Below are 24,817 nucleotides of genomic sequence, written 5' to 3' on the forward strand. Positions count from 1 at the left end.
CCCTCTCACCAACTGGTCGAGAGGGTTTTCTAATGTTCGCTTTTCATAAGAGGTGATGAAATGATTCAAAAAGCTGTAGTACTTGATCAACAGGCAATACGGAGATCACTTACAAGAACCGCACACGAAATAATAGAAAGAAACAAGGGAATAGATAATTGTGTCCTTGTGGGAATTCGAACAAGAGGAATTCATATTGCGAAACGTTTGGCTGAAAGAATTGAGCAAATTGAAGGTAAGCAGATTTTGGTTGGCGATCTGGATATAACATTGTATCGGGATGATTTGTCGATTAAGACGATAGACGCTCAGCCGGAAGTAAAAGGCTCGAATATTTCATTTGACATTACCAATAAGAAGGTAATTCTTGTAGATGATGTTTTATACACTGGTCGAACTGTCAGGGCCGCATTGGATGCATTAATGGATATTGGAAGACCCTCACAAATTCAGCTTGCGGTTCTGGTAGATCGAGGACATAGGGAGCTTCCTATTCGAGCGGACTTTATTGGTAAAAGCATACCAACCTCCAGCTCAGAAAAAGTTGTTGTAGAATTGATGGAAGTAGACAACCTTGATAAAGTAAGCATTTATGAAAATTAAATAGAGAATCCTTTTAAAGACAGTCCCGTGAGGCTGGCAAAGGAGGTCAAAGCAGGCAGAAATATGCCCTTTTATACCCTCTTTGTAGCTTCACAGCTATAAAGAGGTTTTTTTTTACAACAAATATTGTTTCAATATTAGAGGAGGAGCAAAAATGGAGAAGAACCAAGATATAATATTAGACATTCAAGACAAGCCAAGGTTGCCACAATGGTTTAGCCTCAGTATCCAGCATTTATTTGCCATGTTTGGTTCGACAATACTTGTTCCGATGCTAGTCGGATTAAGTCCAGCAGTTGCACTTGCATCCAGCGGGCTTGGTACTTTAGCTTATATATTAATAACAAAAGGTAAAGTACCTGCATATTTAGGATCAAGCTTTGCGTTTATTAAACCTTTAAAAACTGCTGGAAGTACAGCAGCAGCTATGATGGGAACATTCATGGCAGGTATTGTATACTGTATAGTTGCTTTGGTTATTAAGAAAGCAGGGTACAAGTGGCTGATGAGGGTACTTCCTCCAGTTGTTGTCGGGCCAGTTATTATTGTTATTGGATTAGGGATAGCAGCCACTGCCTGTGATATGGCAATGTATCAAAATTATGGAGCTTCTCCACAGGAACTAATTTATAGTCCAAAACATATTGGTATTGCACTAGCTACATTAGCAATAACGATAATCAGCTCGTCATTTCTGAAAGGGTTTTTCCGAATTATACCAATATTAATGGGGATTGTTGGAGGTTATATAATTTCGGTAATTGCAGGGATTGTCAATTTTGATCCTGTAATAAAAGCTCACTGGATCGAAATGCCAGATCTAGTATTTCCTTTCATCTCATATAAACCAATTTTTTCTTGGAGTATTTTTTTCCTAATGGTACCAGTGGCCGTTGTAACCTTATCCGAGCATATTGGTCATCAGCTAGTTTTAAGCAAAGTAGTAGGAAAGGATTTAGTTGCAAAACCTGGTTTAGGTCCATCCATTCTTGGAGACGGTGCATCTATCATCATTGCATCGTTAATCGGTGGACCTCCAACAACAACATACGGAGAGAATATTGGGGTTCTAGCTATTACGAAGGCTTATAGCGTGTTTGTTATCGGTGGGGCCGCAGTACTTGCAATTTGCTTTAGTTTTATCGGGAAAATTAGTGCATTATTAAGCACCATTCCAACCTGTGTAATGGGTGGAGTATCCATCCTCCTATTTGGGATCATCGCATCCAGCGGCTTAAGAATGCTGGTAGATAATAAAGTTGATTTTAGTTTAAATCGAAACTTGATCATTTCATCGGTTATCTTGGTTATTGGTATCGGTGGAGCATATTTAAAGCTTACAAAAAACTTAGAGCTTTCAAGTATGGCATTAGCGGCAATTATCGGAGTTATTCTAAATCTTGTTTTACCTGGCAGACCGAAAGAAGAAATAAACATGTTTGAATAAGGCTCTTTTCTTAAACAATGTGCTTTTTGTAACTAAATTCTTATAACAATCATTACATCGATTACGAATCAATTTTCATCTAAGAAAAGATACCCCGACACGAAGTATATATTAGGATGGAGAAATTTTTACGAAAAGCAACATTAGGCTAAAAAAGCTTGAATAAGGCTCTTTTCTTAAACAATGTGCTTTTTGTAACTAAAACCTTTTAACAATCATTACATCGATTAAGAATCAATTTCCAGCTAAGAAAAGATGCCCCGACACGAAGTATATATTAGGATGGAGAAATTTTTACGAAAAGCAACAATAGGCGAAAAAACTTGAATAAGGCTCACCTTTTAACATAAGTCCAGAGAGGCTTATAAGGGTGTTTTAATGTGATGGATTAAGTTCCTCTTAATCTATCACATTAGGATCTATTACACCCTGAATTTTTTATTCAGGGTGTTTTTTATAGGGAGGATTCTAAGTTGAGAAATTTGCTATCTATGTCAGATCTTTCAGTTGCAGAAATTTTAGATATTTTACGAGAAGCTGAATATTTTTCGAAAGGCGCGGGTTGGAAGCCGATGCAGCAAACGTTTGCTGTCAATATGTTTTATGAGCCAAGTACGAGAACAAAGAGCAGCTTTGATGTTGCTGAGAAAAAGTTAGGATTAGAGGTTATACCATTTGATGTGAATTTCTCTAGTGTTACAAAAGGGGAATCACTGTACGATACATTAAAGCTTTTTGAAGTAATTGGGGCAAATATCGCGGTTATCAGGCATCCGGTTGATCTTTACTACAAAGATCTTGTTGGAAAAGTAAATATCCCAATCATTAATGGTGGAGATGGATGTGGACAGCACCCAACTCAATCCCTTCTAGATTTATTTACGATTCAGCAAGAATTTGGTGGCTTTAAGGATCTCAAGGTTGCTATCATCGGGGACATACTCCATAGCCGTGTTGCAAGAAGCAATAAGGATGCATTAAGTAAACTTGGTGCACACGTAGTATTTTCTGGTCCAGAGGAATGGTTCGATGATTCTTTTTTACATACCGGAGATTACGTACAAATTGATAAGGCAGTAGAAGAATCCGATGTTGTGATGCTGTTAAGGATACAAAATGAACGTCATGATGATAAATCTATTTGGAGCACAGAGGAATATCATTCAAAATATGGATTAACCCTCGAAAGAGAGAACCGCATGAAACAGAGTAGCATTATAATGCATCCGGCACCAGTTAATCGAAATGTAGAAATTGCGGATGAACTGGTCGAAGCTACACGTTCAAGAATTTTTAAACAAATGGAAAATGGAGTTTATGTAAGAATGGCTGTATTGAAAAAATTACTCGAGGATGGAGGCTGCTAACATGGATTATTTAATAAAAAATGGAACTATTCTAACGGAATATGGTGAATTGCAAAAAACGGATATCCGGTTAAAAGACGGGTTCATCAATGAGATTGGTATTTCCCTAAAAAACAATGGGGAAAAAGAAATTGAAGCAGATAATTATTTGGTGGCTCCAGGATTCCTCGATTTACATATTCATTTACGAGAGCCAGGCGGAGAGCATAAAGAAACCATTGATACCGGTACATTAGCGGCAGCAAAAGGAGGCTATACAACGGTTGCCCCGATGCCTAATACAAAACCGGTGCCAGACACCCCAGAGCAAATGGAATGGCTTCAAAAGCGTATTCAAGAAACAGCACATGTCCGTGTTCTTCCGTACGCATCGATTACTTTGAATCAAGCGGGGGAAGAGTTAACGAATTTTGCTGGTTTAAAAGAAGCTGGTGCCTTTGCCTTTACAGATGATGGGGTAGGAGTTCAAACTGCTTCTGTTATGTTTGAAGCGATGAAGCGCGCAGCAAAACTAGATATGGCCATTGTTGCTCATTGTGAGGATAATTCCTTGATTTATGGAGGTGCCTACCATGAAGGTGAATTCACTAAAAAGCAAGGGATTCCGGGTATACCTTCCATTTGTGAATCTGTGCAAATAGCAAGGGATGTTCTGATTGCTGAAGCAACAGGCTGTCACTATCATGTCTGCCATATAAGTACAAAGGAATCAGTAAGGGTTGTGAGGGATGCGAAAAAGGCAGGAATACATGTAACGGCAGAGGTTACACCACATCATTTGCTGCTTTGTGACGAAGATATACCAAACATAGATACAAATTATAAAATGAACCCGCCTCTCAGAGGAAAAGCAGATCAGGAAGCATTAATAGAAGGCTTGCTAGATGGAACCATCGATTTTATTGCAACGGATCATGCACCACATGCTGCCGCTGAAAAAGCAAGGGGTTACGAATCAGCTCCATTTGGAATTGTAGGATTAGAAACGGCATTTCCGCTTCTCTATACCCATTTTGTAGAGAAAGGCATCTTTTCATTAAAGCAGTTGGTTGATTGGATGACAATTAAACCAGCGGAAAGCTTTCATCTTCCTTATGGAACTCTAAAGGAAGGCAGCAGTGCAGACATTGTACTACTAGATTTAATGAAGGAAAAAATCATTGATCCACAGGAATTTTTATCAAAAGGTAGAAACACACCATTTTCGAACTGGAACTGTAAGGGCTGGCCAGCAGTAACACTAGTAAATGGCGAAATAAAATGGTCTGTCGGAGGTACATTTGCATGAAGAGACAATTAATCTTAGAAGATGGAACCGTATTTGTAGGAAATTCGTTTGGAAGTGAGATTGAAACTATTGGAGAAGTGGTTTTTACAACAGGAATGACAGGTTATCAGGAAACCATTACAGATCCTTCGTTTTGCGGCCAAATTGTAACACTAACTTATCCTTTAATCGGCAATTACGGTATTAATAGAGAGGACTTTGAATCTATTAAACCAGCTATTAAAGGTCTAATTGTGAAGGAAGCAGCTACGTATCCATCCAACTGGCGAAGTGATCTAAGTATTCATGAATTTCTTCAAGCAAAGGGCATTCCAGGAATTGAGGGAATTGATACTCGAAAGCTTACTCGAATCATTCGTAAATATGGAACGTTAAAGGGTGCTATCTGCTCGATAGACGAGAGTCCGGAGGAAATTATTGAACGCTTGAAAGAGCTGGAATTACCTAACGATCAAGTAAAACAAGTATCCACCAAAAATCCATATCCAAGTCCGGGAAGGGGACATAAGGTAGTACTAGTAGACTTTGGCTCTAAGCATGGTATTTTAAGAGAATTAAATAATCGTGATTGTGATGTAACGGTTGTTCCTTATCATACGACTGCTGAGGAAATTATTTCATTGCATCCAGATGGAGTGATGCTTTCTAACGGACCTGGGGATCCAAAGGATGTACCGGAAGCTATTAAGATGGTTCAAAACATATTAGGCAAGGTACCGTTATTCGGTATTTGTTTAGGGCATCAGCTATTTGCACTGGCATGTGGTGCAGACACCTATAAAATGAAATTCGGTCATCGCGGCGCAAACCACCCTGTGAAGGATTTAAGAACCGGAAAAGTAGTTTTTACTTCCCAAAACCATGGCTATGCAGTGGATGAAGCTTCTATCCAGCAAACAGAGTTAGAAATTACCCAAATTAATTTGAATGATGGAACGATAGAAGGTCTAAAACATAAAAAACATAGTGCATTTACAGTCCAATATCATCCTGAAGCCTCACCAGGTCCGGAAGACTCCAATGAGCTTTTTGATGAATTCTTAAAAACAATGGAACTGTGCAAAGGAAAGGAGAAACAACATGCCTAAGCGTAAAGATATTAACAGTATTCTAGTAATCGGATCAGGTCCAATCATCATCGGTCAAGCAGCAGAGTTTGATTATGCAGGAACCCAAGCCTGTCTTGCATTGAAAGAAGAAGGATACCGTGTAATCCTCATTAACTCCAATCCAGCAACCATTATGACAGACACTGAAATTGCAGATGTAGTCTATATTGAACCAATTACATTGGAATTTGTCAGCAGAATTATTCGCAAAGAACGACCAGATGCTATTTTACCAACACTAGGCGGGCAAACAGGGTTAAATATGGCAATCGAGCTACATAAAGCAGGAATATTGGAAGAATGCAAAGTTGAAATTCTAGGTACAAGGCTGTCTGCAATCGAGAAGGCAGAAGACAGAGAGCTTTTCCGCAAACTTATGAACAATCTGAACGAACCGGTTCCAGAAAGTGAGATTGTTCATAGTTTAGAGGAAGCAAAGGCATTCGTAGAAAAAATCGGCTACCCAATCATTGTCAGACCAGCTTATACATTAGGTGGAACTGGCGGAGGAATATGTGAAAATGAGCAAGACTTAGAAGAAATTGTTACAAGCGGTTTGAAAAACAGTCCCGTTCATCAATGTTTAATTGAAAAAAGCATTGCCGGATATAAAGAAATTGAATATGAAGTAATGCGTGACGCTAATGATAATGCAATTGTAGTATGCAACATGGAAAATATTGATCCAGTAGGGGTGCACACAGGTGATTCCATCGTCGTTGCACCTAGTCAAACATTAAGTGACCGGGAATACCACATGCTCCGAAATGTGTCATTGAAAATTATTAGAGCACTGGGAATTGAAGGTGGTTGTAACGTTCAGCTTGCTCTCGACCCGAATAGCTTCCAATACTATATCATTGAAGTGAACCCGCGTGTGAGTAGATCATCTGCACTTGCTTCGAAAGCAACTGGTTATCCAATTGCCAAGCTAGCGGCAAAAATCGCAGTTGGACTTACACTTGATGAAATTATGAATCCTGTAACTGGAAAAACATATGCGTGCTTTGAACCGGCGCTTGACTATGTTGTTACCAAAATTCCGCGTTTTCCATTCGATAAATTTGAATCGGCAAATCGCCATCTAGGTACACAGATGAAAGCAACAGGAGAAGTGATGGCAATAGGTAGAAATTTTGAAGAATCAATATTAAAAGCGATACGGTCCCTTGAAAGTGGTGTGCATCATTTGGAACTGTCGGATGCTGAAAATTTTGATTTAGAATTGATAGAAAAGCGGATTCGCAAAGCAGGTGACGAAAGAATCTTCTATATTGCTGAAGCAATTCGAAGAGGGGTAACAATTCAACAAATACATGATTGGTGCAAAATTGATTTATTCTTTTTAAATAAAATGGAAAAGTTGATTCGATTAGAAGTTGAATTAGAAAAAGCACCTTTCCATGTAGAGAGGGTAAAAGAAGCAAAAAGGCAAGGATTCTCTGACTATATTCTTGCAAAATTATGGAATACAACCGAAAAAGAAGTGTATGAGTGGAGAAAACAGAATAAGCTTGTCCCTATCTATAAAATGGTGGATACATGTGCAGCGGAATTTGAATCCGAAACCCCATATTATTATGGAACGTATGAGGAAGAAAATGAGTCCATTGTGACAGAGCGTAAGAGCGTTATCGTTCTTGGATCTGGACCAATTCGAATTGGGCAGGGTGTTGAATTTGACTACGCTACAGTACATTCGGTATGGGCCATTCAGGAAGCTGGTTATGAGGCAATTATCATCAATAATAATCCAGAGACTGTTTCTACAGACTTTAGTATTTCCGATAAGTTATATTTCGAGCCACTTACGATAGAGGATGTTATGCATATCGTGGATTTAGAAAAGCCGGAAGGGGTCATTGTCCAATTTGGCGGTCAAACAGCAATTAATCTGGCACAAGCATTAGTGGAACGAGGAGTTAAAATTCTCGGAACCTCATTAGAAAGTTTGGATCAAGCGGAAAATCGCGATAAATTTGAACAGGCATTAATGGAGATGAATATTCCACAGCCACTTGGAAAAACGGCATTTTCTGTTGTAGAGGCAGTGAAAATTGCAGGCGATATAGGCTATCCGGTCTTAGTACGTCCATCCTACGTACTTGGTGGTCGTGCCATGGAAATTGTCTATCATGAAGATGAATTAATTCACTACATGACTAATGCTGTTAAAGTAAATCCTGAACATCCGGTTCTTGTCGACCGCTATTTAATCGGAAAGGAAATTGAGGTAGATGCCATTTCTGATGGACAAAATATCTTGATCCCGGGCATCATGGAACATATTGAACGTGCGGGTGTCCATTCGGGTGATTCTATCGCTGTATATCCTTCACAAAGCATTTCTGAAAAAATGAAGAAGAAGATTGTTGAATATACAACGAAGTTGGCAAGAGGATTAAAAATAATCGGCCTTCTCAATATTCAATACGTTATCTCTAATGATGAACTATATGTCATCGAGGTAAATCCGCGCTCAAGCCGGACTGTTCCATTTTTAAGTAAAATTACAAATGTTCCAATGGCTAATCTTGCAACGAAAGTAATCTTAGGGATACCATTATCTGATTTGCAATACGGAACAGGCATAGTACCGGAAAAAGCAGGAGTATTTGTAAAAGTACCGGTATTCTCGTTTGCAAAGCTTAGAGGTGTAGATATAACCTTAGGACCTGAAATGAAATCTACAGGAGAAGTAATGGGTAAAGACTCAACCTTAGAAAAAGCCTTATACAAAGGTCTTGTTGCATCTGGCATGAAAATACAAAACTATGGTACGGTGCTCTTTACGGTCGCGGATAAGGATAAAATGGAAAGCCTTGAATTAGCAAGACGTTTTACCAATATCGGTTACATGATTCTTGCTACAAGCGGTACAGCCGCATTCATGAATGAGTATGGAATCAAAGTAGATATTGTCGATAAAATTGGCTCCGAAGGAGAGACTCTTCTGGATGTAATCAAAACAGGTAAGGTTCAACTTGTTATTAATACATTAACGAAAGGAAAGCAGCCAGAACGGGATGGTTTTAGAATTCGCAGGGAAGCAGTTGAAAATGGTATTCCTTGTTTAACTTCCCTTGATACAGCAAAAGCAATTTTAGGAGTACTGGAGTCCATGACATTTTCTACAGAGCAAATGTCTTCCGGCAATCAAGTGAAAGAGAGTGTATTTTCATGATTATACAAGAAGACATGAAAATTTTATCTCAAACATCCATTGCAACTAATATTTTTGAGCTCATATTACAAGGTGAGCTCGTAAACGAAATGGAGCAACCGGGCCAATTTGTTCACATAAGAATAGAAAAAACTGTTGTGCCACTCTTAAGAAGACCCATTAGTATTGCTGCTATAAATAAGGAAAAGCAAATGATTACCTTAATTTACCGCGCAGAAGGAGAAGGTACTTCTCTCTTATCGAAAAAAAATGTTGGTGAAACAGTGAATGTGATGGGACCACTAGGAAATGGCTTTCCTACAAATGATTTGGTAAAAGGGCAAAAGGCTTTACTAGTGGGTGGAGGGATTGGCGTCCCGCCTTTATATGAATTATCACTGCAATTAAGGAAAAAAGGCATTGAAGTGATCCATGTTCTTGGTTTTGAATCGCAAGAAAAATCGTTTTATGTAAAGAAATTCTCAGAATTAGGTGGAACCTATATCGCAACAGTGGACGGGACCCTCGGAACAAAAGGCTTTGTTACAGATGTGCTAGACGAAAAAGAACTTGAATTTGATTGCCTTTATGCATGCGGCCCTCTCCCAATGCTTAGAGCGATAGAAGATAGATATGCTTCTAAGAAAGGCTATGTCTCCTTAGAACAAAGAATGGGTTGTGGAATTGGTGCATGCTTTGCATGTGTATGTCACGAGGCAAATGATCCTACCATGAAAAAATATCGAAAGATTTGCAGTGACGGGCCAGTATTTAAGATGGGTGAGGTGATCATATGAGCGGATTACAAATAGAATTACCAGGCTTATCATTGAAAAATCCCATCATGCCTGCTTCGGGATGCTTTGGATTTGGAAAAGAATACAGTCAGTTTTATGACTTGAGTCTCCTTGGTGCCATAATGATTAAAGCGACTACCTATGAGACACGATTTGGAAATCCTACACCAAGAGTAGCAGAAACACCTGCAGGTATGCTCAATGCAATTGGCTTACAAAACCCTGGACTAGAGGGAGTAATTACCAACGAATTGCCTTGGCTTGATCAATTTGATGTCCCGATCATTGCGAATGTTGCCGGTTCACAGACAGAGGATTATGTAGAGGTAGCAAAGGAAATTTCAAAAGTACCAAATGTAAAAGCGCTAGAGCTTAACATATCCTGTCCAAACGTAAAAACAGGCGGTATTGCTTTCGGAACCATTCCGGAAGTAGCGGCGGACTTGACGAAAAAAGTAAAAGAAGTTTCACATGTACCTGTTTACGTAAAATTATCTCCCAATGTCACCAATATTGTAGAAATGGCAAAAGCGGTCGAAAATGCAGGTGCTGACGGCTTAACAATGGTTAATACCTTACTTGGCATGAGGATTGACATACGTACCGGAAAGCCGATACTCGCCAATCGCACAGGTGGTTTATCAGGTCCGGCAATTAAGCCAGTAGCAATAAGAATGATCTATGAGGTAAGCCAACACACTAATATCCCGATTATTGGAATGGGTGGCATACAGAGTGTGGACGATTGCTTAGAATACTTTTATGCAGGAGCAAGTGCTGTAGCTATTGGGACTGCAAATTTTGTCGATCCATATATCTGTCCGACATTAATTGAAGAGCTGTCCAAAAAACTAGCCGAATTAAAAATAGATCATATATCTGAAATCATCGGAAGGAGCTGGAAAAATAATGTCTATTAAGCCAATCATTGCCCTTGATTTTCCAAATACAGAAGAAGCGCTTGCTTTTTTAGAACAGTTTGGGGATGAATCATTATATGTGAAAGTAGGGATGGAGCTTTTTTATCAAACTGGCCCAAAGTTGCTAGAGATTTTAAAAGATAAAGGACATCAGATATTTCTAGATTTAAAGCTTCATGATATTCCAAATACGGTATACAGGGCAATGAAAGGAATAGCTAGCCTTGGAGTAGATATGGTTAACGTACATGCTGCTGGTGGAAAAAATATGATGAAAGCCGCTCTTACCGGATTGGAGGAAGGGACTGGGAATGGTAAGGAGCGTCCATTATTAATCGCTGTTACACAACTAACGAGTACATCTGAAGAACAAATGCAACAAGAGCAACTAGTCCATGCAACTCTCAACGAATCGATTCTTCATTACGCGAGACTTACCTTTGATTCTGGTTTAGATGGTATTGTATGCTCCTCATTGGAAGCAAAATTCATTGATCAGCATATTGCTTACCCATTTTTGAAGGTAACACCAGGTATCAGACTAAGCGGTGAAGACACCCACGATCAAAAACGGGTAGTTACACCGGAAGAAGCACGGGAACTTGGCTCAAGTGCCATTGTCGTTGGAAGGTCCATTACTGAATCAAAATATCCCTTCGAAACTTATAAACAGATAAAAGAAATTTGGGAGGCCAAAAAATAATGAAAAAATATTTAGTGGAGCAATTACTCGATATAGAAGCTGTTTTTCTAAGCCCTAATGCACCTTTTACATGGTCTTCTGGAATTTTATCGCCAATTTATTGCGATAATCGCTTAACATTGACATATCCCTTATTAAGAAAAGAAATTGCAACTGGATTGGCAGAAAAAATTAATACATATTTCTCCGATGTCGATGTTATTGCTGGAACTGCAACAGCTGGAATTCCTCATGCTGCATGGGTAAGTGATCTAATGAATCTTCCGATGTGTTACGTCCGCTCTAAAGCAAAGGGTCACGGTAAAGGCAACCAAATAGAGGGTAAGGTGGAAAATGGACAGCGCGTAGTGGTCATAGAGGATTTAATTTCCACTGGAGGTAGTGTGATAACTGCTGTTGAAGCTTTACGTGATGCCGGATGCGAAGTTCTTGGAGTGGTTTCTATCTTTACTTATGAACTTGAAAAAGGCAAGCAGCAATTAGAAGAGAATAATATAGAATACTATTCTTTAACAAACTATTCTACTCTATTAGAAGTGGCATTAGAAAAAAATATTATAAACGAAAATGACTTGGATACATTAAAGGCTTGGAGGCAAGACCCAAGCTCCTGGAGAAAATAATTTTATTTAAGGATGTTTTCTTAAAATTTGTTGTTTTGTATAGAAAACTATAGGAAATAATCCTATAAAGGTCGAAAATGAACACAATTTAAAGAAAAGATGCCTCTAAACATAAGTTAAGATTAATATCTAAATACTAAATCGCTATATATGGGGAAGGATCCTTAAGAAATAAGAAGCGTAGAAGGCTAGTCAATTACGACTTTTGCCTTCCGAGCTTCTTTTCATTTCCAGTACTTTTTCGCTATCTGGCGTGACAAAAACAGTTTGCTGATACTCATAGGTAACAAATCCTGGTTTTGCTCCTGCAGGTTTTTTGACATAACGAATTTTGGTGAAATCGACCGGAACAGAGCTTGAATCCTTTGCTTTACTATAGTATGCCGCTAAAATTGCTGCCTCTATTATAGTACCGTCAGACGGCTCTTTACTGCGAATGACAACATGTGAGCCTGGGATATCCTTCGTGTGCAGCCAAATTTCATCTCTTCCTGCCACTTTATTAGTTAAATAATCGTTTTGCTTATTATTTTTTCCCACAAGTATTTCAGTACCATCTGCTGAAAAGTATTTTTCAAGTGAGATTTTTCCAGGCTTATTCTTTTGGCCTCTTTTTTGTTTCAGCTTTAAGTAGCCCTCCTCCGCAAGCTCTTGCCGAATTTCTTCAATGTCTCTTGGGGCAGCGGATTCAATCTGTTGCAATAGACTTTCGAAATAGAAAATTTCATGTTCGGCTTTTTCGATTTGCTCCTGAACAACTGCAACCGCGTTTTTCGCTTTTTGATATTTAGAGAAATAGCTTTGGGCATTTTCAGATGGAGTCTTCCTTGGATCTAAAGGAATGATTGCCTTTTTTTCGTTTTCATCATAATAGTTTACGACCTCTGCTTCCACCATGCCTTTTGTCAAGAGATAAAGATTTGCAGTTAATAGCTCTCCAAATAATTGAAAACGGTCTGCATTTTTTGCATCCTCTAGGGTCGTTGTTAACTTTTTGATTTTTAATTCATTTTTGGAAATTTCATTTTTAATAAAACGTTCCAAATCATGTGCCTGTTGTTTAACCCTGTCTCGCTCCGCCTTGCCAAAATAATAATGATCCAGCATAACACTTAAAGAAGGAAAGGTCTTTAATTCCCCCTCTAAATATTTAATAGGAAAAAGATAGAAGCTTTCTTTTGCTTTGCTTGTTATTATAGCAGGTTCATATTGATGGTTTTTGATTTGCAAAATAATATCCAAAAATGCTGGCGGAAGCGTTACCCTATTGGCAATACCAGTTCTATATATGATTTCTGAGCTGAGTAAAGGGGATATTCCTGCAAAATGCTGTACAAGCTGTTTATCGAGTTTGCCACTGTTATAATCAATGACCCTTAGTAAATCCTCTTCTGTTGCATTTAATGGATTTAGTTTGTTTTGTTCGGGAGGAAGTCTATATTCTGCTCCTGGAACCACAATCCGATAGCTGTTAACACTTGCGGACACATGCTTAATACTGTCTAATATCATATTACGCTCTTGATCAACGAGTATAATATTGCTATGTCTTCCCATAATTTCTACATACAATTTTTTATAAGAAATATCACCAATTTCATTTCTTCCCTTAATTTCAAAAACCATTATACGATCTAATCCGATTTGTTCAATTTTTTCAATGGTATAGCCTTCAAGATGCTTTCTTAGTAACATGCAAAACATCGGCGGTTCTGCTGGATTATCGTATTGTTCTTCCGTCAGTTGTACCCTTGCATGGCTAGGGTGAGACGATAGCAATAATTTATAGTTGCTACCTCCTGAACGAATGACCATAATTAGTTCATTTTTATATGGCTGATGAATCTTGTTAATTCTGCCGCCTTGAAGAATTTGTACAAGCTCTTCCGTCATCGCCCGCGTGAATAGACCGTCATAAGACATAATATACATTCCTCTATCTATAATTTTATTAGCTTATTATATCATTTTTTTGGACGAGTCTGAATATGCTTGCAAGGAGAGGTTGTTCAAATTGAAAAACCATAATCTAATTAGCTTGCTAAAATGCTCTAATGCAAGCATCAAAAATAATATTTCTGATATTTATTGAACACGCCGAAGACAACTTCTGTTCGGTTAGGGGAGAGTGTGATTTGAATGATGTTCCATCAAATGAAGGCTAGTGACTTAGAAAAGGTATTGAACACTAATGTAAAACATGGATTAACACAAAAAGAGGTGGAAAAAAAGCGGAAGCAATTTGGGTGGAATGAGCTTGATGAAGGGGAAAAGCAATCTGCTCTTCTGCTTTTTTTCAGTCAATTTAAGGATTTTATGGTTCTCGTATTACTCGGAGCAACATTGGTATCAGGTTTTTTAGGAGAGTATATCGATGCCATCGCTATAATTGCCATCGTGTTAATCAATGGTTTCCTTGGATATTTTCAAGAAAGAAAAGCCGAAAAGTCTTTGCAAGCCTTGAAGGAATTGTCTGCTCCGCAAGTTTACGTCTTACGTGACGGAAAATGGGAGAAAATTATGTCGCGTGAGGTAGTAGTTGGAGATATAATGAAATTTTCTTCAGGCGATCGAATAGGAGCCGATGTTCGAATATTCGAGGCGAATAATTTAGAAATCGAAGAATCGGCCCTAACAGGTGAATCCATTCCATCCGTTAAAAATAGCGGGATAATCCATGAAAAAGACCTCGGTCTTGGGGATATGGACAATATGGCCTTCATGGGAACGATGGTAACAAGAGGAAACGGAATTGGAATAGTTACCGGAATCGGAATGAAAACGGCAATGGGTGAAATTGCACATATGATTCAAAACGCTGATGTAATGGAAACACCATTGCAAAGAAGGCTGGAGCAACTAGGGAAAATCTTAATTACCGTTGCACTAGCACTAACCCTTTTAGTGGTAGTAGTAGGTGTGGTACATGGACATGATTTGTATTCGATGTTTTTAGCTGGTGTCTCTTTAGCGGTTGCGGCCATACCAGAGGGGCTTCCGGCAATAGTAACCGTTGCATTATCACTTGGTGTTCAAAGAATGATCCGAAAAAATGCCATTGTAAGAAAGCTCCCTGCTGTCGAAACATTGGGATGTGCTTCTGTTATTTGCTCCGATAAAACAGGCACGATGACGCAAAATAAAATGACGGTTACTCATATATGGAGCGGCGGTAAGTCATGGAATGTAACAGGGACAGGGTATTATCCGGAGGGTGGATTTTATTACCATGATACCGAAATTAAACCGAAAAATGAGAAAAGCTTATATCAATTATTAACCTTTGGCTTACTTTGTAATAACGCAGAATTAAAGGAAAGGGAAAAAGATTTTTACTTAGACGGAGATCCTACTGACGGAGCACTTTTAGTATCGGCTATGAAAGCAGGATTAACTCGCGAGGCATTACAAGGTCAATTTACTATTGAAAGGGAATTTCCATTTGACTCTAATCGAAAGATGATGAGTGTTGTGGTCAAGGATAAGAATTCTCGAAGATATGTTATTACAAAAGGTGCACCGGATGTCTTGATGGGGCTTTGCGACTTCATCCTCTGGGAAGGAAAGCAAGAAGTATTTGCGGGGGATAGTAAAGAGAAGGCACAAAAAGTTATTGAGGAGCTTGCACAAAAGGCTCTGAGAAATATCGCCATTGCTTTTAAACCAGTGAACGATGGGGAAGAAATACTAAATGAAGAAGAAGCGGAAAGAGAACTGACATTTATCGGTTTGCAGGGAATGATTGACCCGCCAAGACCGGAAGTGAAACAGGCAATTAAAGAATGTAAAGAGGCTGGAATAAAAACGATAATGATTACTGGGGATCATGTTATAACAGCGAAGGCTATTGCGAAACAACTTGGAATCCTTCATGGCAATGCAAAGGTATTGGACGGGCAAGCCCTAAATAATATGAGTATAGAAGAACTGGAGAATATTGTTGAAGAGGTATCTGTTTTTGCCAGAGTATCTCCTGAGCATAAATTAAAAATAGTTAAGGCATTACAAAATCAAGGTCATATTGTCGCAATGACAGGTGACGGTGTTAATGATGCACCTGCTATAAAATCCGCTGATATTGGAATCGCAATGGGTATAACAGGTACAGACGTTGCCAAGGAATCTTCTTCTTTAATTCTTCTAGATGATAATTTCGCTACGATTAAAGCTGCTATAAAAGAAGGAAGAAATATCTATGAAAATATTCGGAAATTTATACGGTACCTACTTGCTTCAAATGTTGGCGAAATTTTGGTGATGCTTTTTGCGATGATATTGTATTTGCCTCTGCCACTAGTTCCCATTCAAATTCTGTGGGTGAATTTAGTAACCGATGGACTTCCGGCAATGGCACTTGGATTAGATCAGCCTGAAGATAATGTAATGAAGCGAAAGCCTCGGCATCCAAAAGAAGGCGTATTTGCAAGAGGATTAGGGTGGAAGGTTATTTCACGGGGATTTTTAATTGGAATTGCCACCATCATTGCCTTTGTTACAGTTTATCGTCAACATCTCGATAATTTGGCATATGCGCAAACTATTGCATTTGCAACTTTAGTTCTTGCCCAGCTAATCCATGTATTTGATTGCAGGAGTGAACGATCCATCTTTTCCAGAAATCCATTTGGAAATTTGTATCTTGTAGGAGCCGTTCTTTCTTCCGTAATATTGATGTTGGCAGTCATCTATATTCCGTCCCTTCAACCAATATTTCATACTGTTCCAATTATACCAAAGGATTGGTTATTAATATTAGGCATGAGCTCGATACCAACATTTATGTTGGCTGGATCACTTTTCATGAGAAAAAAAGAATAAGATATGATACAATAAAAAAAGTAATAGGATTATCCTGTTACTTTTTTTCATGATTTTTATTTATTCTACATATTGACTGGAACTTATTAGATTATTATTATCAATTTATTAGTTCATTACAATTCTGCAATTATTGACTAAGGCTGGAACAGATACATTATCTAAAGCAAAATTGATTATTTCTTATTTGAAAAGGTCAAAATAGATTAATGGTAGTTGGGGGATTATTATGTCTATTAAGCTTATTAATATTGGTTTTGGCAACATTGTTTCAGCTAACCGGATGATTTCCATTGTGAGTCCGGAATCGGCGCCAATCAAAAGGCTGGTTCAAGATGCAAGAGATCGCGGAAATCTAATAGATGCTACATATGGAAGACGGACCAGAGCGGTTATTATTATGGACAGTGATCATGTCATATTATCTGCTGTGCAGCCAGAAACAGTAGCTCATCGCTTAAATAATAAGGATGACAATGGAGAAGAAGGGTAGGATTTTTTTTGATGAAGGAAAAAGGTTTATTAATTGTTCTTTCCGGCCCATCTGGTGTAGGAAAAGGAACTGTCAGAAAAGCGATATTTTCACAAGAGGATACACAATTCGAATACTCTATTTCCATGACAACCAGAAAACCACGTGAAGGCGAAGTAGATGGAGTAGATTATTTTTTTAAATCAAAAGAAGAATTTGAGGAATTAATTGCTCAGGATAAGCTGTTGGAATATGCAGAATATGTTGGTAATTATTATGGCACTCCTATCGATTATGTTAATGAAACATTAGAGGGCGGCAAAGATGTTTTTCTGGAAATTGAAGTTCAAGGTGCAAGACAGGTAAGGGATAAATTTCCAGAAGGATTATTTATTTTTCTTGCTCCGCCAAGCTTAAATGAACTACAATCTAGGATTGTAACAAGGGGCACGGAGACAGATGAATTAATACAAAATAGAATGAAAGAAGCAAGAAAAGAGATTGAACTCATGAGTCTCTATGATTATGTAGTCGAAAATGATGAAGTAGAGGCAGCTTGTAATCGTATAAAGGCGATCGTACAGGCAGAGCACTGTAGAACAAATCGGGTTGCACCAAGATATCAAAAAATGCTGGAGGTTGAATAGAATGTTATATCCATCCATTGACAAATTACTTAAAATAATTGATTCCAAATACTCATTAGTAACAGTTGCTGCAAAAAGAGCACGAAACCTGCAGGAAGAAGAAAACATGTTAATGAGCAACTATGTTTCTCAAAAATATGTTGGAAAAGCTTTGGAAGAAATTTATAAGAAAAAATTAGTCATCCAATCCGAAGAAGCAAATATCCAAGAGTAATCTTAAGACAACCTATTAAAAATAGGTTGTTTTTTCTTTTAACATGACATGAAATACTTCATAATAGAAAGAAAAGCTAAAGGGCCTTGCTAATCTGCTAGCCGTTAGGCGCTGTAGCTGGACAGATAATAAGAATTCCGGAGGTTATTATGCTTAATAAAAATATTTTATTATGTGTAACAGGTGGTATTGCTGTGTATAAAGCAGCAGCATTAACTAGTAAATTAATTCAATCAGGCGCAAAGGTAAAAGTAATCATGTCGAAATCAGCATGCCAATTTGTAACACCATTAACATTTCAAGCTTTATCCAGAAATGATGTTTATATTGATACTTTTGATGAAAAGCACCCTGAGGTGATTGCACATATTGATTTGGCTGATTGGGCTGATCTTGTACTTGTTGCCCCTGCTACTGCCAATGTAATTGGAAAACTCGCTAACGGAATAGCGGATGATATGATTACTACAACATTATTGGCAACAACTGCTCCAGTATGGATTGCACCCGCTATGAATGTTCATATGTATAATCATCCTGCCGTGATGAAAAATATAGCAACACTTGCTAGCTTCCGATATCAGTTCATTGAACCAAATGAAGGATTCTTAGCATGCGGCTATGTTGGAAAAGGACGACTTGAAGAACCCGAGAAAATTGTTTCACTTGTGAAGGATTACTTTCAAACGAAAAGGGATACTTTAGCAGGTCAAACAATTCTTATTACTGCTGGACCTACAAAAGAAATGATGGACCCAGTGAGATATCTAACCAATCGTTCTTCAGGAAAAATGGGATTTGCTTTGGCAGAAGAAGCGATTAAACTTGGTGCAAACGTTATCTTAATCTCAAATATTGAATCACTCCCTGTTCCTGAAGGTGCACAATTTATCAAAATTGTAAGTGCGGAAGATATGTATAATGCTGTGATGGAACATTATCAGAAAGCAAACATTATTATCAAAAGTGCTGCAGTAGCTGATTATCGTCCAAAAGAAGTTTCAAATCAAAAGCTAAAGAAAAAAGATGGAAATCTAATGATAGAATTTGAAAGAACAAAGGATATTCTATTTGAACTTGGACAGAGGGAGGACAAGCCTTTTCTAGTGGGATTTGCAGCTGAAACAGACAAGATCGATGAATATGCCTGGAGTAAATTAGAACGAAAAAATGCAGATATGATTGTTGCAAACGATGTAACAAAGGAAGGCGCCGGATTTGAAGGTGATACCAATATCGTTACTATTTATAAAAAGGATCATTCTAGATTGGAGCTTCCATTGTTAAGTAAGCACGATGCTGCACATAAGATACTAATGGAGATACACAAGGCTTTGAAAGAGGGAGTTTCAGAATGCAAGTAGCCAGCGTAATTGTTGATGTTCCAACAATGCGTACTGATAAGACATATGATTATCTAATACCTGAGGAATGGAAAGACAGTATATATGCAGGCACAAGAGTCGCCGTTCCTTTTGGATCGCGAACGATACAAGGATTTGTAATAGAAATAAAAAATAACTCAGAGACTGACAAATTGAAAGAGATAGTAGAGCCACTGGATCTCTCCCCTGTCCTTAATGAAGAATTGCTGAATCTCGGGCAGTGGTTGACAAATACTACATTATGCCTGAAAGTTTCTGCTTTTCAAGCCATGCTTCCTTCAGCTATGAAGGCAAAGTATAAAAAAATACTTTATTTAATTGGGAACAAACATGACGCCGAATTAACTAAAATCTTCGGGAATAAAAGCGAAATATCCTGGGAAGAGGCTGAAGAGAAAAAGGTTCTCCCACTATTACAAAAAGAAGTGAAAAAGGGGAATGTAGAGGTTCGCTACACGGTTAAAAGCAAGGGTAATAAAAAAATGCTTACAAGTTTTTCACTACTTTTATCCATGGAAGATTTGGAAAAGCTAATTGACTCCTATCCCACAAAAGCAGTTAAACAAAAACAAATACTAGAGTGTTTCTTAAGTAGCGGGAAGAAAATTTTAACTATAAACGAAATATCAAATAATACAGGAGCGTCCCTTTCAACTGTTCGTCCACTGGTTCAAAAAGGTTATTTGCTCGAAAAACAGCAGGAGGTTTACCGTGATCCATATCAGGACAGGATATTCGAACGTACAGAACCTCTCCGATTAACGGAAGAACAAAATCAGGTAATAGGACCAATCATTCGTTCTATTGATGAAGTTCGCCATGAGACATTTCTATTATATGGTGTAACGGGCAGCGGTAAAACGGAAGTGTACCTGCAATCAATCCAAAAGGTTTTGGGTAACGGAAAGGAAGCAATTGTACTCGTCCCAGAAATCTCCCTTACACCACAAATGGTTAGACGCTTTAAGGGTAGGTTTGGAGACGATGTAGCAGTCCTCCATAGTGGGCTATCCGTAGGGGAACATTATGATGAATGGAGAAAAATACAGAGAAAAGAAGTAAAAGTAGTGGTGGGCGCAAGATCGGCAATATTTGCTCCATTTGAAAATCTAGGAATAATTATTATTGATGAGGAACATGAGACTAGCTACAAACAAGAGGAAAATCCACGATATCATGCAAAAGATGTAGCTATTTTTCGCGGGAATTATCATAGCTGTCCAGTTATACTTGGTAGTGCAACTCCTTCGCTAGAGTCTTTTGCAAGAGCACAAAAAGGAGTTTATACACTCTTATCCATGAAAAAAAGGATGAATAACAAGGATCTTCCAAAAGTATCTATTGTTGATATGAGGGAGGAGCTCCGTAGTGGGAATCGGTCCATTTTTTCAAGAGAATTATTTTCCAAGCTGCAAGATCGTCTAGAAAAAAAACAGCAATCCGTTTTATTTTTAAACAGGCGCGGATATTCATCGTTTGTCATGTGCCGAGATTGTGGTTTTGTGATTCAGTGTCCTCATTGTGATATTTCATTAACCTACCATAGTCATTCGAATCAGATGAAATGTCATTATTGCGGCCATGAAGCTACTGTGCCAAATACATGCCCGGAATGTAATAGCGAACATATACGATATTTTGGGACAGGAACCCAAAAGGTGGAAGAGGAAATTGGCAAGCTGATTCCGGAAGCAAGAGTTGTTCGAATGGATGTAGATACAACTAGCAGGAAGGGATCTCACGAAAGATTACTGCAGCAATTTCAAGAAGGAAAAGCGGATATTTTGTTAGGGACACAAATGATTGCAAAGGGTTTGGATTTTCCAAATATTACACTGGTAGGAGTATTAAGTGCAGATACAATGCTGCATTTACCGGATTTTCGTTCTTCAGAAAAGACATTTCAACTGTTAACACAGGTTAGTGGAAGGGCTGGAAGGCATGAGCTAGAAGGCGAAGTTGTCATTCAAACCTATACTCCTGAGCACTATAGCATTGAACTTGCAGGGAAACAGGACTATAACCGTTTTTATAAACAAGAAATGATTATGAGAAAAGTAGGATCCTACCCACCGTTTTATTACTTGGCGCTAATAACGGTTAGCCATGAGGAACTATTGAAGGTTGTTTCGGTAACAGAGAAAATAGCTAAGTTTATTCGCACGAAAATCTCGGAGGAATCTATTATTTTAGGTCCTGTTACCTCACCTATTCCCAGAATAAATAATAGATATCGTTATCAATGTCTGATAAAATACAAGCGGGAACCGGACCTGGCAAGAAATCTGCGTCTGGTACTGGAACACTTTGGACAGCAAAGAAAAACGGATGGACTAACAATCTCCATTGATGTCAATCCTTATATGATGATGTAATATTGAACTTATTAAAAATTGAAAAGAGGAAAAATGGATGGCAATACTCCCAATCGTAAAGCATCCCGCAGAAATATTAGAGATTGAATGCAAGCCTGTTAAACAATTTGATCGCAAATTAAAGGCATTGGTGAAAAATATGTATGAAACTATGCTAGAAGCGGATGGTGTGGGCTTAGCAGCTCCGCAAATTGGTGTCGACTTGCAAATTGCAGTCGTCGATGTTGGGGATGAATTAGGAAAAATAGATTTAATTAATCCTGTCATATTAGAAACCAAAGGTGAACAAACGGATATTGAGGGTTGTTTAAGCTTTCCAGGATTATATGGGACGGTATCACGTCCCAATTATGTAAAGGTGCAGGCACAAGATGTGAAAGGCAGGACATTCATCATCGAAGCAGAAGAATTTCTTGCACGTGCAATCCAACATGAAATTGATCATTTACATGGAATTTTATTTACATCAAAAGTATTGAATTATGTAAAAGAGGAAGAATTAGAGGAGATGGAAAACGGATGACAAAGCTTGTTTTTATGGGAACACCCGATTTTTCGGTTCCAGTTTTAGAGAGATTAATACAAGATGGCTATAATATTGCTGCAGTAGTAACTCAACCTGATCGCCCTGTTGGCAGAAAGCGTTTGTTAACACCTCCTCCAGTAAAGGTAGCAGCTCAAAAATATAATATTCCTGTGTACCAGCCTGAAAAAATAAAGGATCCGGTAGAATTGGATAAGGTCCTTAGCCTGAATCCCGATTTAGTTGTAACCGCTGCATTTGGACAAATCCTTCCGAAACAGCTATTAGATGCACCAAAGTATGGGTGCATCAATGTACATGCATCGCTTCTACCTGAACTAAGAGGCGGAGCGCCTATTCACTATGCTATTTTACAGGGAAAGGAAAAAACAGGGATCACGATTATGTATATGGCAGAAAAATTAGATGCCGGGGATATCATAAGTCAAGTGAAAGTACCAATACTTGATTCGGATCATGTTGGAAGTTTACACGAAAAGCTAAGTGAAGCTGGGGCGAATCTTTTATCGGAAACATTGCCGAAACTTTTAAAGAATGAAATTACTCCAATTAAACAGGAAGAAGAACTTGCCACCTTTGCCTCCAATATAAAACGGGAGCAAGAAAAAATTGATTGGGCAAGAAGCGGCGAAGAGATTTATAATCATATTCGCGGACTTCACCCTTGGCCAGTCGCCTATACAATGTTGGATGGAGAAGTTTTAAAGATTTGGTGGGGCGAAAAAGTTTCTGGAAGCACAAAAAACGGTCCAGGAACTATTATTAATGTATTAAAGGACGGTATTGTGGTTGCTACAGGAAATGGCACAGCTATAAAAATAACCGAGCTGCAGCCTTCAGGAAAGAAGAAAATGTCTGCAGAACAATTTCTTAATGGAATGGATAAGGATGTTTTAAAAGGTAAAATTTTAGGAGATTAAAAAGATGCCAAAAAAAAATGTGCGAGAAGCAGCGCTAGATATACTTGAAGCAATTGACAAACATCAGTCGTACAGCAATTTGTTATTAAATAATGTTATTGAAAAGAATCATATTACAGGTCCTGACGTCGGATTGCTTACAGAAATTACATACGGAACAATACAAAGAAAATTAACATTGGATTTCTTTTTAAAGCCTTTTTTGCAAAAGAAGGTGGAACCTTGGGTGCAGAATCTCCTGAGGATTTCCCTATATCAAATGCAGTATTTAGACAAAGTACCAGATCGTGCGGTTCTTTTTGAGGCAGTGGAAATTGCAAAAAGACGTGGTCATAAGGGCATTTCAGGGATGGTAAACGGTGTCCTTAGGGCAATTCAAAGAAACGGTGTGCCGTCCCTTGAGACGATTAAAGATCCTGTTGAACGTCTCTCTATTGAGACCAGTCATCCAAAATGGCTCGTGCAGAGATGGACTGACCAATTTGGAATGGAGAAAACAAGAGGTATGTGCGAGGAAAATTTAATCGCACCTCTACAAACGGCACGAGTAAACATAACGAAAGCAACTCGGGATGAGGTGCTACGTCTTTTAGAAGAAGAGGGGTTCTTAGTGGAGGCAAGCCCAATACTTCCGGAAGCAATAAGATCGCGAAAAGGAAATCTTGCCCATTCACAGTGCTTCATGAACGGTTATATTACTATTCAGGATGAGAGCTCCATGCTTGTTGCATATGCAATGGAAATTGAACATAATCAAAAGATTTTAGATGCTTGTGCAGCTCCTGGAGGAAAAACAACTCATATTGCAGAAAAGTTAAATGGAACCGGTAAAGTCTTCGCTCATGACCTTCATGAACATAAAGTAAAACTAATTATGGAGAATGCAGATCGACTAGGATTACATAATATTGAAACACATGTGTTGGATAGCCGTAAAATCGGTGAACACTATCAAAATGGAATTTTCGATCGTGTTCTAGTGGATGCACCGTGTTCAGGCTTAGGTGTGTTAAGAAGAAAACCCGATATTAAATATGTAAAAACGATAAAGGATATACATGCCTTGCAAACGATACAACATACTATTTTGACAGAAGCAGCACGATTAGTGAAACCAGGTGGTATTCTAACCTATAGCACTTGTACTGTAGATAAGGATGAAAATGAAGGTACTGTTCAATTCTTCTTGGATCAATTTCCTGATTTCGAACCATATTCCATCAATGTACCATCCACCATAAAACCGTTTGTTAATGGTAACTATTTGCAAATATTCCCTCAAGATATCGGAAGTGATGGTTTCTTTATTGCTTGTTTTAAAAAAAGATCATAGTTGACCTTACTACTGGTTGAGAGGTTAGCAGGAGAATTGTTGATGAAAGTCGTAAAAGTAAGGTAGGTATTTGAGAATCTGTTAAATAA

At 38.3% G+C, this 24,817-nt stretch carries 20 protein-coding genes; 19 read left to right on the forward strand and 1 reads right to left on the reverse strand.

Features of this window, described 5'->3' with window-relative positions; genetic code table 11:
- Nucleotides 1-60 precede the first annotated feature (60 nt).
- The 10 genes from pyrR to pyrE all read left to right on the forward strand — a co-directional run bounded on the left by pyrR (nt 61) and on the right by pyrE (nt 12,020).
- Nucleotides 61-603, forward strand: coding sequence for a bifunctional pyr operon transcriptional regulator/uracil phosphoribosyltransferase PyrR (gene pyrR / locus KHA87_RS04070; RefSeq protein WP_213092827.1), 543 nt, complete (start codon nt 61-63; stop codon nt 601-603).
- A 154-nt stretch (nt 604-757) separates the two neighbouring features.
- Nucleotides 758-2,050 (forward strand): solute carrier family 23 protein, encoded by a 1,293-nt coding sequence (locus KHA87_RS04075; protein WP_213092828.1) that lies wholly within the window; start codon nt 758-760, stop codon nt 2,048-2,050.
- 473 nt (nt 2,051-2,523) lie between these two features.
- Nucleotides 2,524-3,417: an aspartate carbamoyltransferase catalytic subunit gene (locus KHA87_RS04080; RefSeq protein ID WP_213092829.1), complete on the forward strand. Its 894-nt coding sequence runs from the start codon at nt 2,524-2,526 to the stop codon at nt 3,415-3,417.
- 1 nt (nt 3,418) lies between these two features.
- Nucleotides 3,419-4,705: a dihydroorotase gene (locus KHA87_RS04085; protein WP_213092830.1), complete on the forward strand. Its 1,287-nt coding sequence runs from the start codon at nt 3,419-3,421 to the stop codon at nt 4,703-4,705.
- Nucleotides 4,702-5,793, forward strand: coding sequence for a carbamoyl phosphate synthase small subunit (locus KHA87_RS04090; RefSeq protein WP_213092831.1), 1,092 nt, complete (start codon nt 4,702-4,704; stop codon nt 5,791-5,793). Before KHA87_RS04085 ends, KHA87_RS04090 begins: the two co-directional genes overlap by 4 nt.
- Nucleotides 5,786-8,998 carry a carbamoyl-phosphate synthase large subunit gene (carB, locus tag KHA87_RS04095; protein ID WP_213092832.1) on the forward strand — a complete coding sequence of 1,071 codons (3,213 nt, stop codon included), beginning with the start codon at nt 5,786-5,788 and terminating at the stop codon, nt 8,996-8,998. The genes KHA87_RS04090 and carB overlap by 8 nt, the downstream gene beginning before the upstream one ends.
- Nucleotides 8,995-9,774, forward strand: a complete 780-nt coding sequence (locus tag KHA87_RS04100) for a dihydroorotate dehydrogenase electron transfer subunit (RefSeq protein ID WP_213092833.1) — start codon at nt 8,995-8,997, stop codon at nt 9,772-9,774. The genes carB and KHA87_RS04100 overlap by 4 nt, the downstream gene beginning before the upstream one ends.
- Nucleotides 9,771-10,694, forward strand: coding sequence for a dihydroorotate dehydrogenase (locus tag KHA87_RS04105; protein ID WP_213092834.1), 924 nt, complete (start codon nt 9,771-9,773; stop codon nt 10,692-10,694). Before KHA87_RS04100 ends, KHA87_RS04105 begins: the two co-directional genes overlap by 4 nt.
- A complete protein-coding gene (gene pyrF / locus KHA87_RS04110; protein WP_213092835.1) occupies nt 10,684-11,397 on the forward strand; it encodes an orotidine-5'-phosphate decarboxylase in 714 nt (237 codons plus the stop codon). The genes KHA87_RS04105 and pyrF overlap by 11 nt, the downstream gene beginning before the upstream one ends.
- Nucleotides 11,397-12,020, forward strand: coding sequence for an orotate phosphoribosyltransferase (gene pyrE, locus KHA87_RS04115; RefSeq protein ID WP_213092836.1), 624 nt, complete (start codon nt 11,397-11,399; stop codon nt 12,018-12,020). The genes pyrF and pyrE overlap by 1 nt, the downstream gene beginning before the upstream one ends.
- Before the next feature lie 192 nt (nt 12,021-12,212).
- Here the strand turns inward: pyrE and KHA87_RS04120 are convergent, their stop codons facing one another.
- Entirely contained in the window at nt 12,213-13,943 is a 1,731-nt protein-coding gene (locus KHA87_RS04120; protein ID WP_213092837.1) for an Rqc2 family fibronectin-binding protein, read from the reverse strand.
- Nucleotides 13,944-14,159: 216 nt separating this feature from the next.
- Between KHA87_RS04120 and KHA87_RS04125 the strand changes: the two genes are divergently transcribed.
- The 9 genes from KHA87_RS04125 to rsmB all read left to right on the forward strand — a co-directional run bounded on the left by KHA87_RS04125 (nt 14,160) and on the right by rsmB (nt 24,728).
- Nucleotides 14,160-16,838: a cation-translocating P-type ATPase gene (locus KHA87_RS04125; RefSeq protein WP_213092838.1), complete on the forward strand. Its 2,679-nt coding sequence runs from the start codon at nt 14,160-14,162 to the stop codon at nt 16,836-16,838.
- Between the two features lie 229 nt (nt 16,839-17,067).
- A complete protein-coding gene (remA, locus tag KHA87_RS04130) occupies nt 17,068-17,331 on the forward strand; it encodes an extracellular matrix/biofilm regulator RemA (protein ID WP_213092839.1) in 264 nt (87 codons plus the stop codon).
- An 11-nt stretch (nt 17,332-17,342) separates the two neighbouring features.
- The gene (gmk, locus tag KHA87_RS04135) at nt 17,343-17,957 is read left to right on the forward strand and encodes a guanylate kinase (protein ID WP_213092840.1); all 615 of its coding nucleotides are present in this window, start codon (nt 17,343-17,345) and stop codon (nt 17,955-17,957) included.
- A 1-nt stretch (nt 17,958) separates the two neighbouring features.
- Nucleotides 17,959-18,171, forward strand: coding sequence for a DNA-directed RNA polymerase subunit omega (gene rpoZ, locus KHA87_RS04140; RefSeq protein WP_213092841.1), 213 nt, complete (start codon nt 17,959-17,961; stop codon nt 18,169-18,171).
- Between the two features lie 149 nt (nt 18,172-18,320).
- Nucleotides 18,321-19,535: a bifunctional phosphopantothenoylcysteine decarboxylase/phosphopantothenate--cysteine ligase CoaBC gene (gene coaBC / locus KHA87_RS04145; RefSeq protein WP_213092842.1), complete on the forward strand. Its 1,215-nt coding sequence runs from the start codon at nt 18,321-18,323 to the stop codon at nt 19,533-19,535.
- Complete coding sequence (gene priA, locus KHA87_RS04150; RefSeq protein WP_213092843.1) at nt 19,526-21,931, forward strand: primosomal protein N'; 2,406 nt, start codon at nt 19,526-19,528, stop codon at nt 21,929-21,931. The genes coaBC and priA overlap by 10 nt, the downstream gene beginning before the upstream one ends.
- A 37-nt stretch (nt 21,932-21,968) precedes the next feature.
- Complete coding sequence (gene def / locus KHA87_RS04155) at nt 21,969-22,454, forward strand: peptide deformylase (protein WP_213092844.1); 486 nt, start codon at nt 21,969-21,971, stop codon at nt 22,452-22,454.
- The gene (fmt, locus tag KHA87_RS04160) at nt 22,451-23,395 is read left to right on the forward strand and encodes a methionyl-tRNA formyltransferase (protein WP_213092845.1); all 945 of its coding nucleotides are present in this window, start codon (nt 22,451-22,453) and stop codon (nt 23,393-23,395) included. The genes def and fmt overlap by 4 nt, the downstream gene beginning before the upstream one ends.
- A gap of 4 nt (nt 23,396-23,399) precedes the next feature.
- Nucleotides 23,400-24,728, forward strand: coding sequence for a 16S rRNA (cytosine(967)-C(5))-methyltransferase RsmB (rsmB, locus tag KHA87_RS04165; RefSeq protein WP_213092846.1), 1,329 nt, complete (start codon nt 23,400-23,402; stop codon nt 24,726-24,728).
- Nucleotides 24,729-24,817: the final 89 nt, after the last annotated feature.

It is taken from the genome of Bacillus sp. FJAT-49736 (assembly GCF_018343615.1).
Taxonomy (GTDB): Bacteria; Bacillota; Bacilli; order Bacillales; family Bacillaceae_C; genus Margalitia.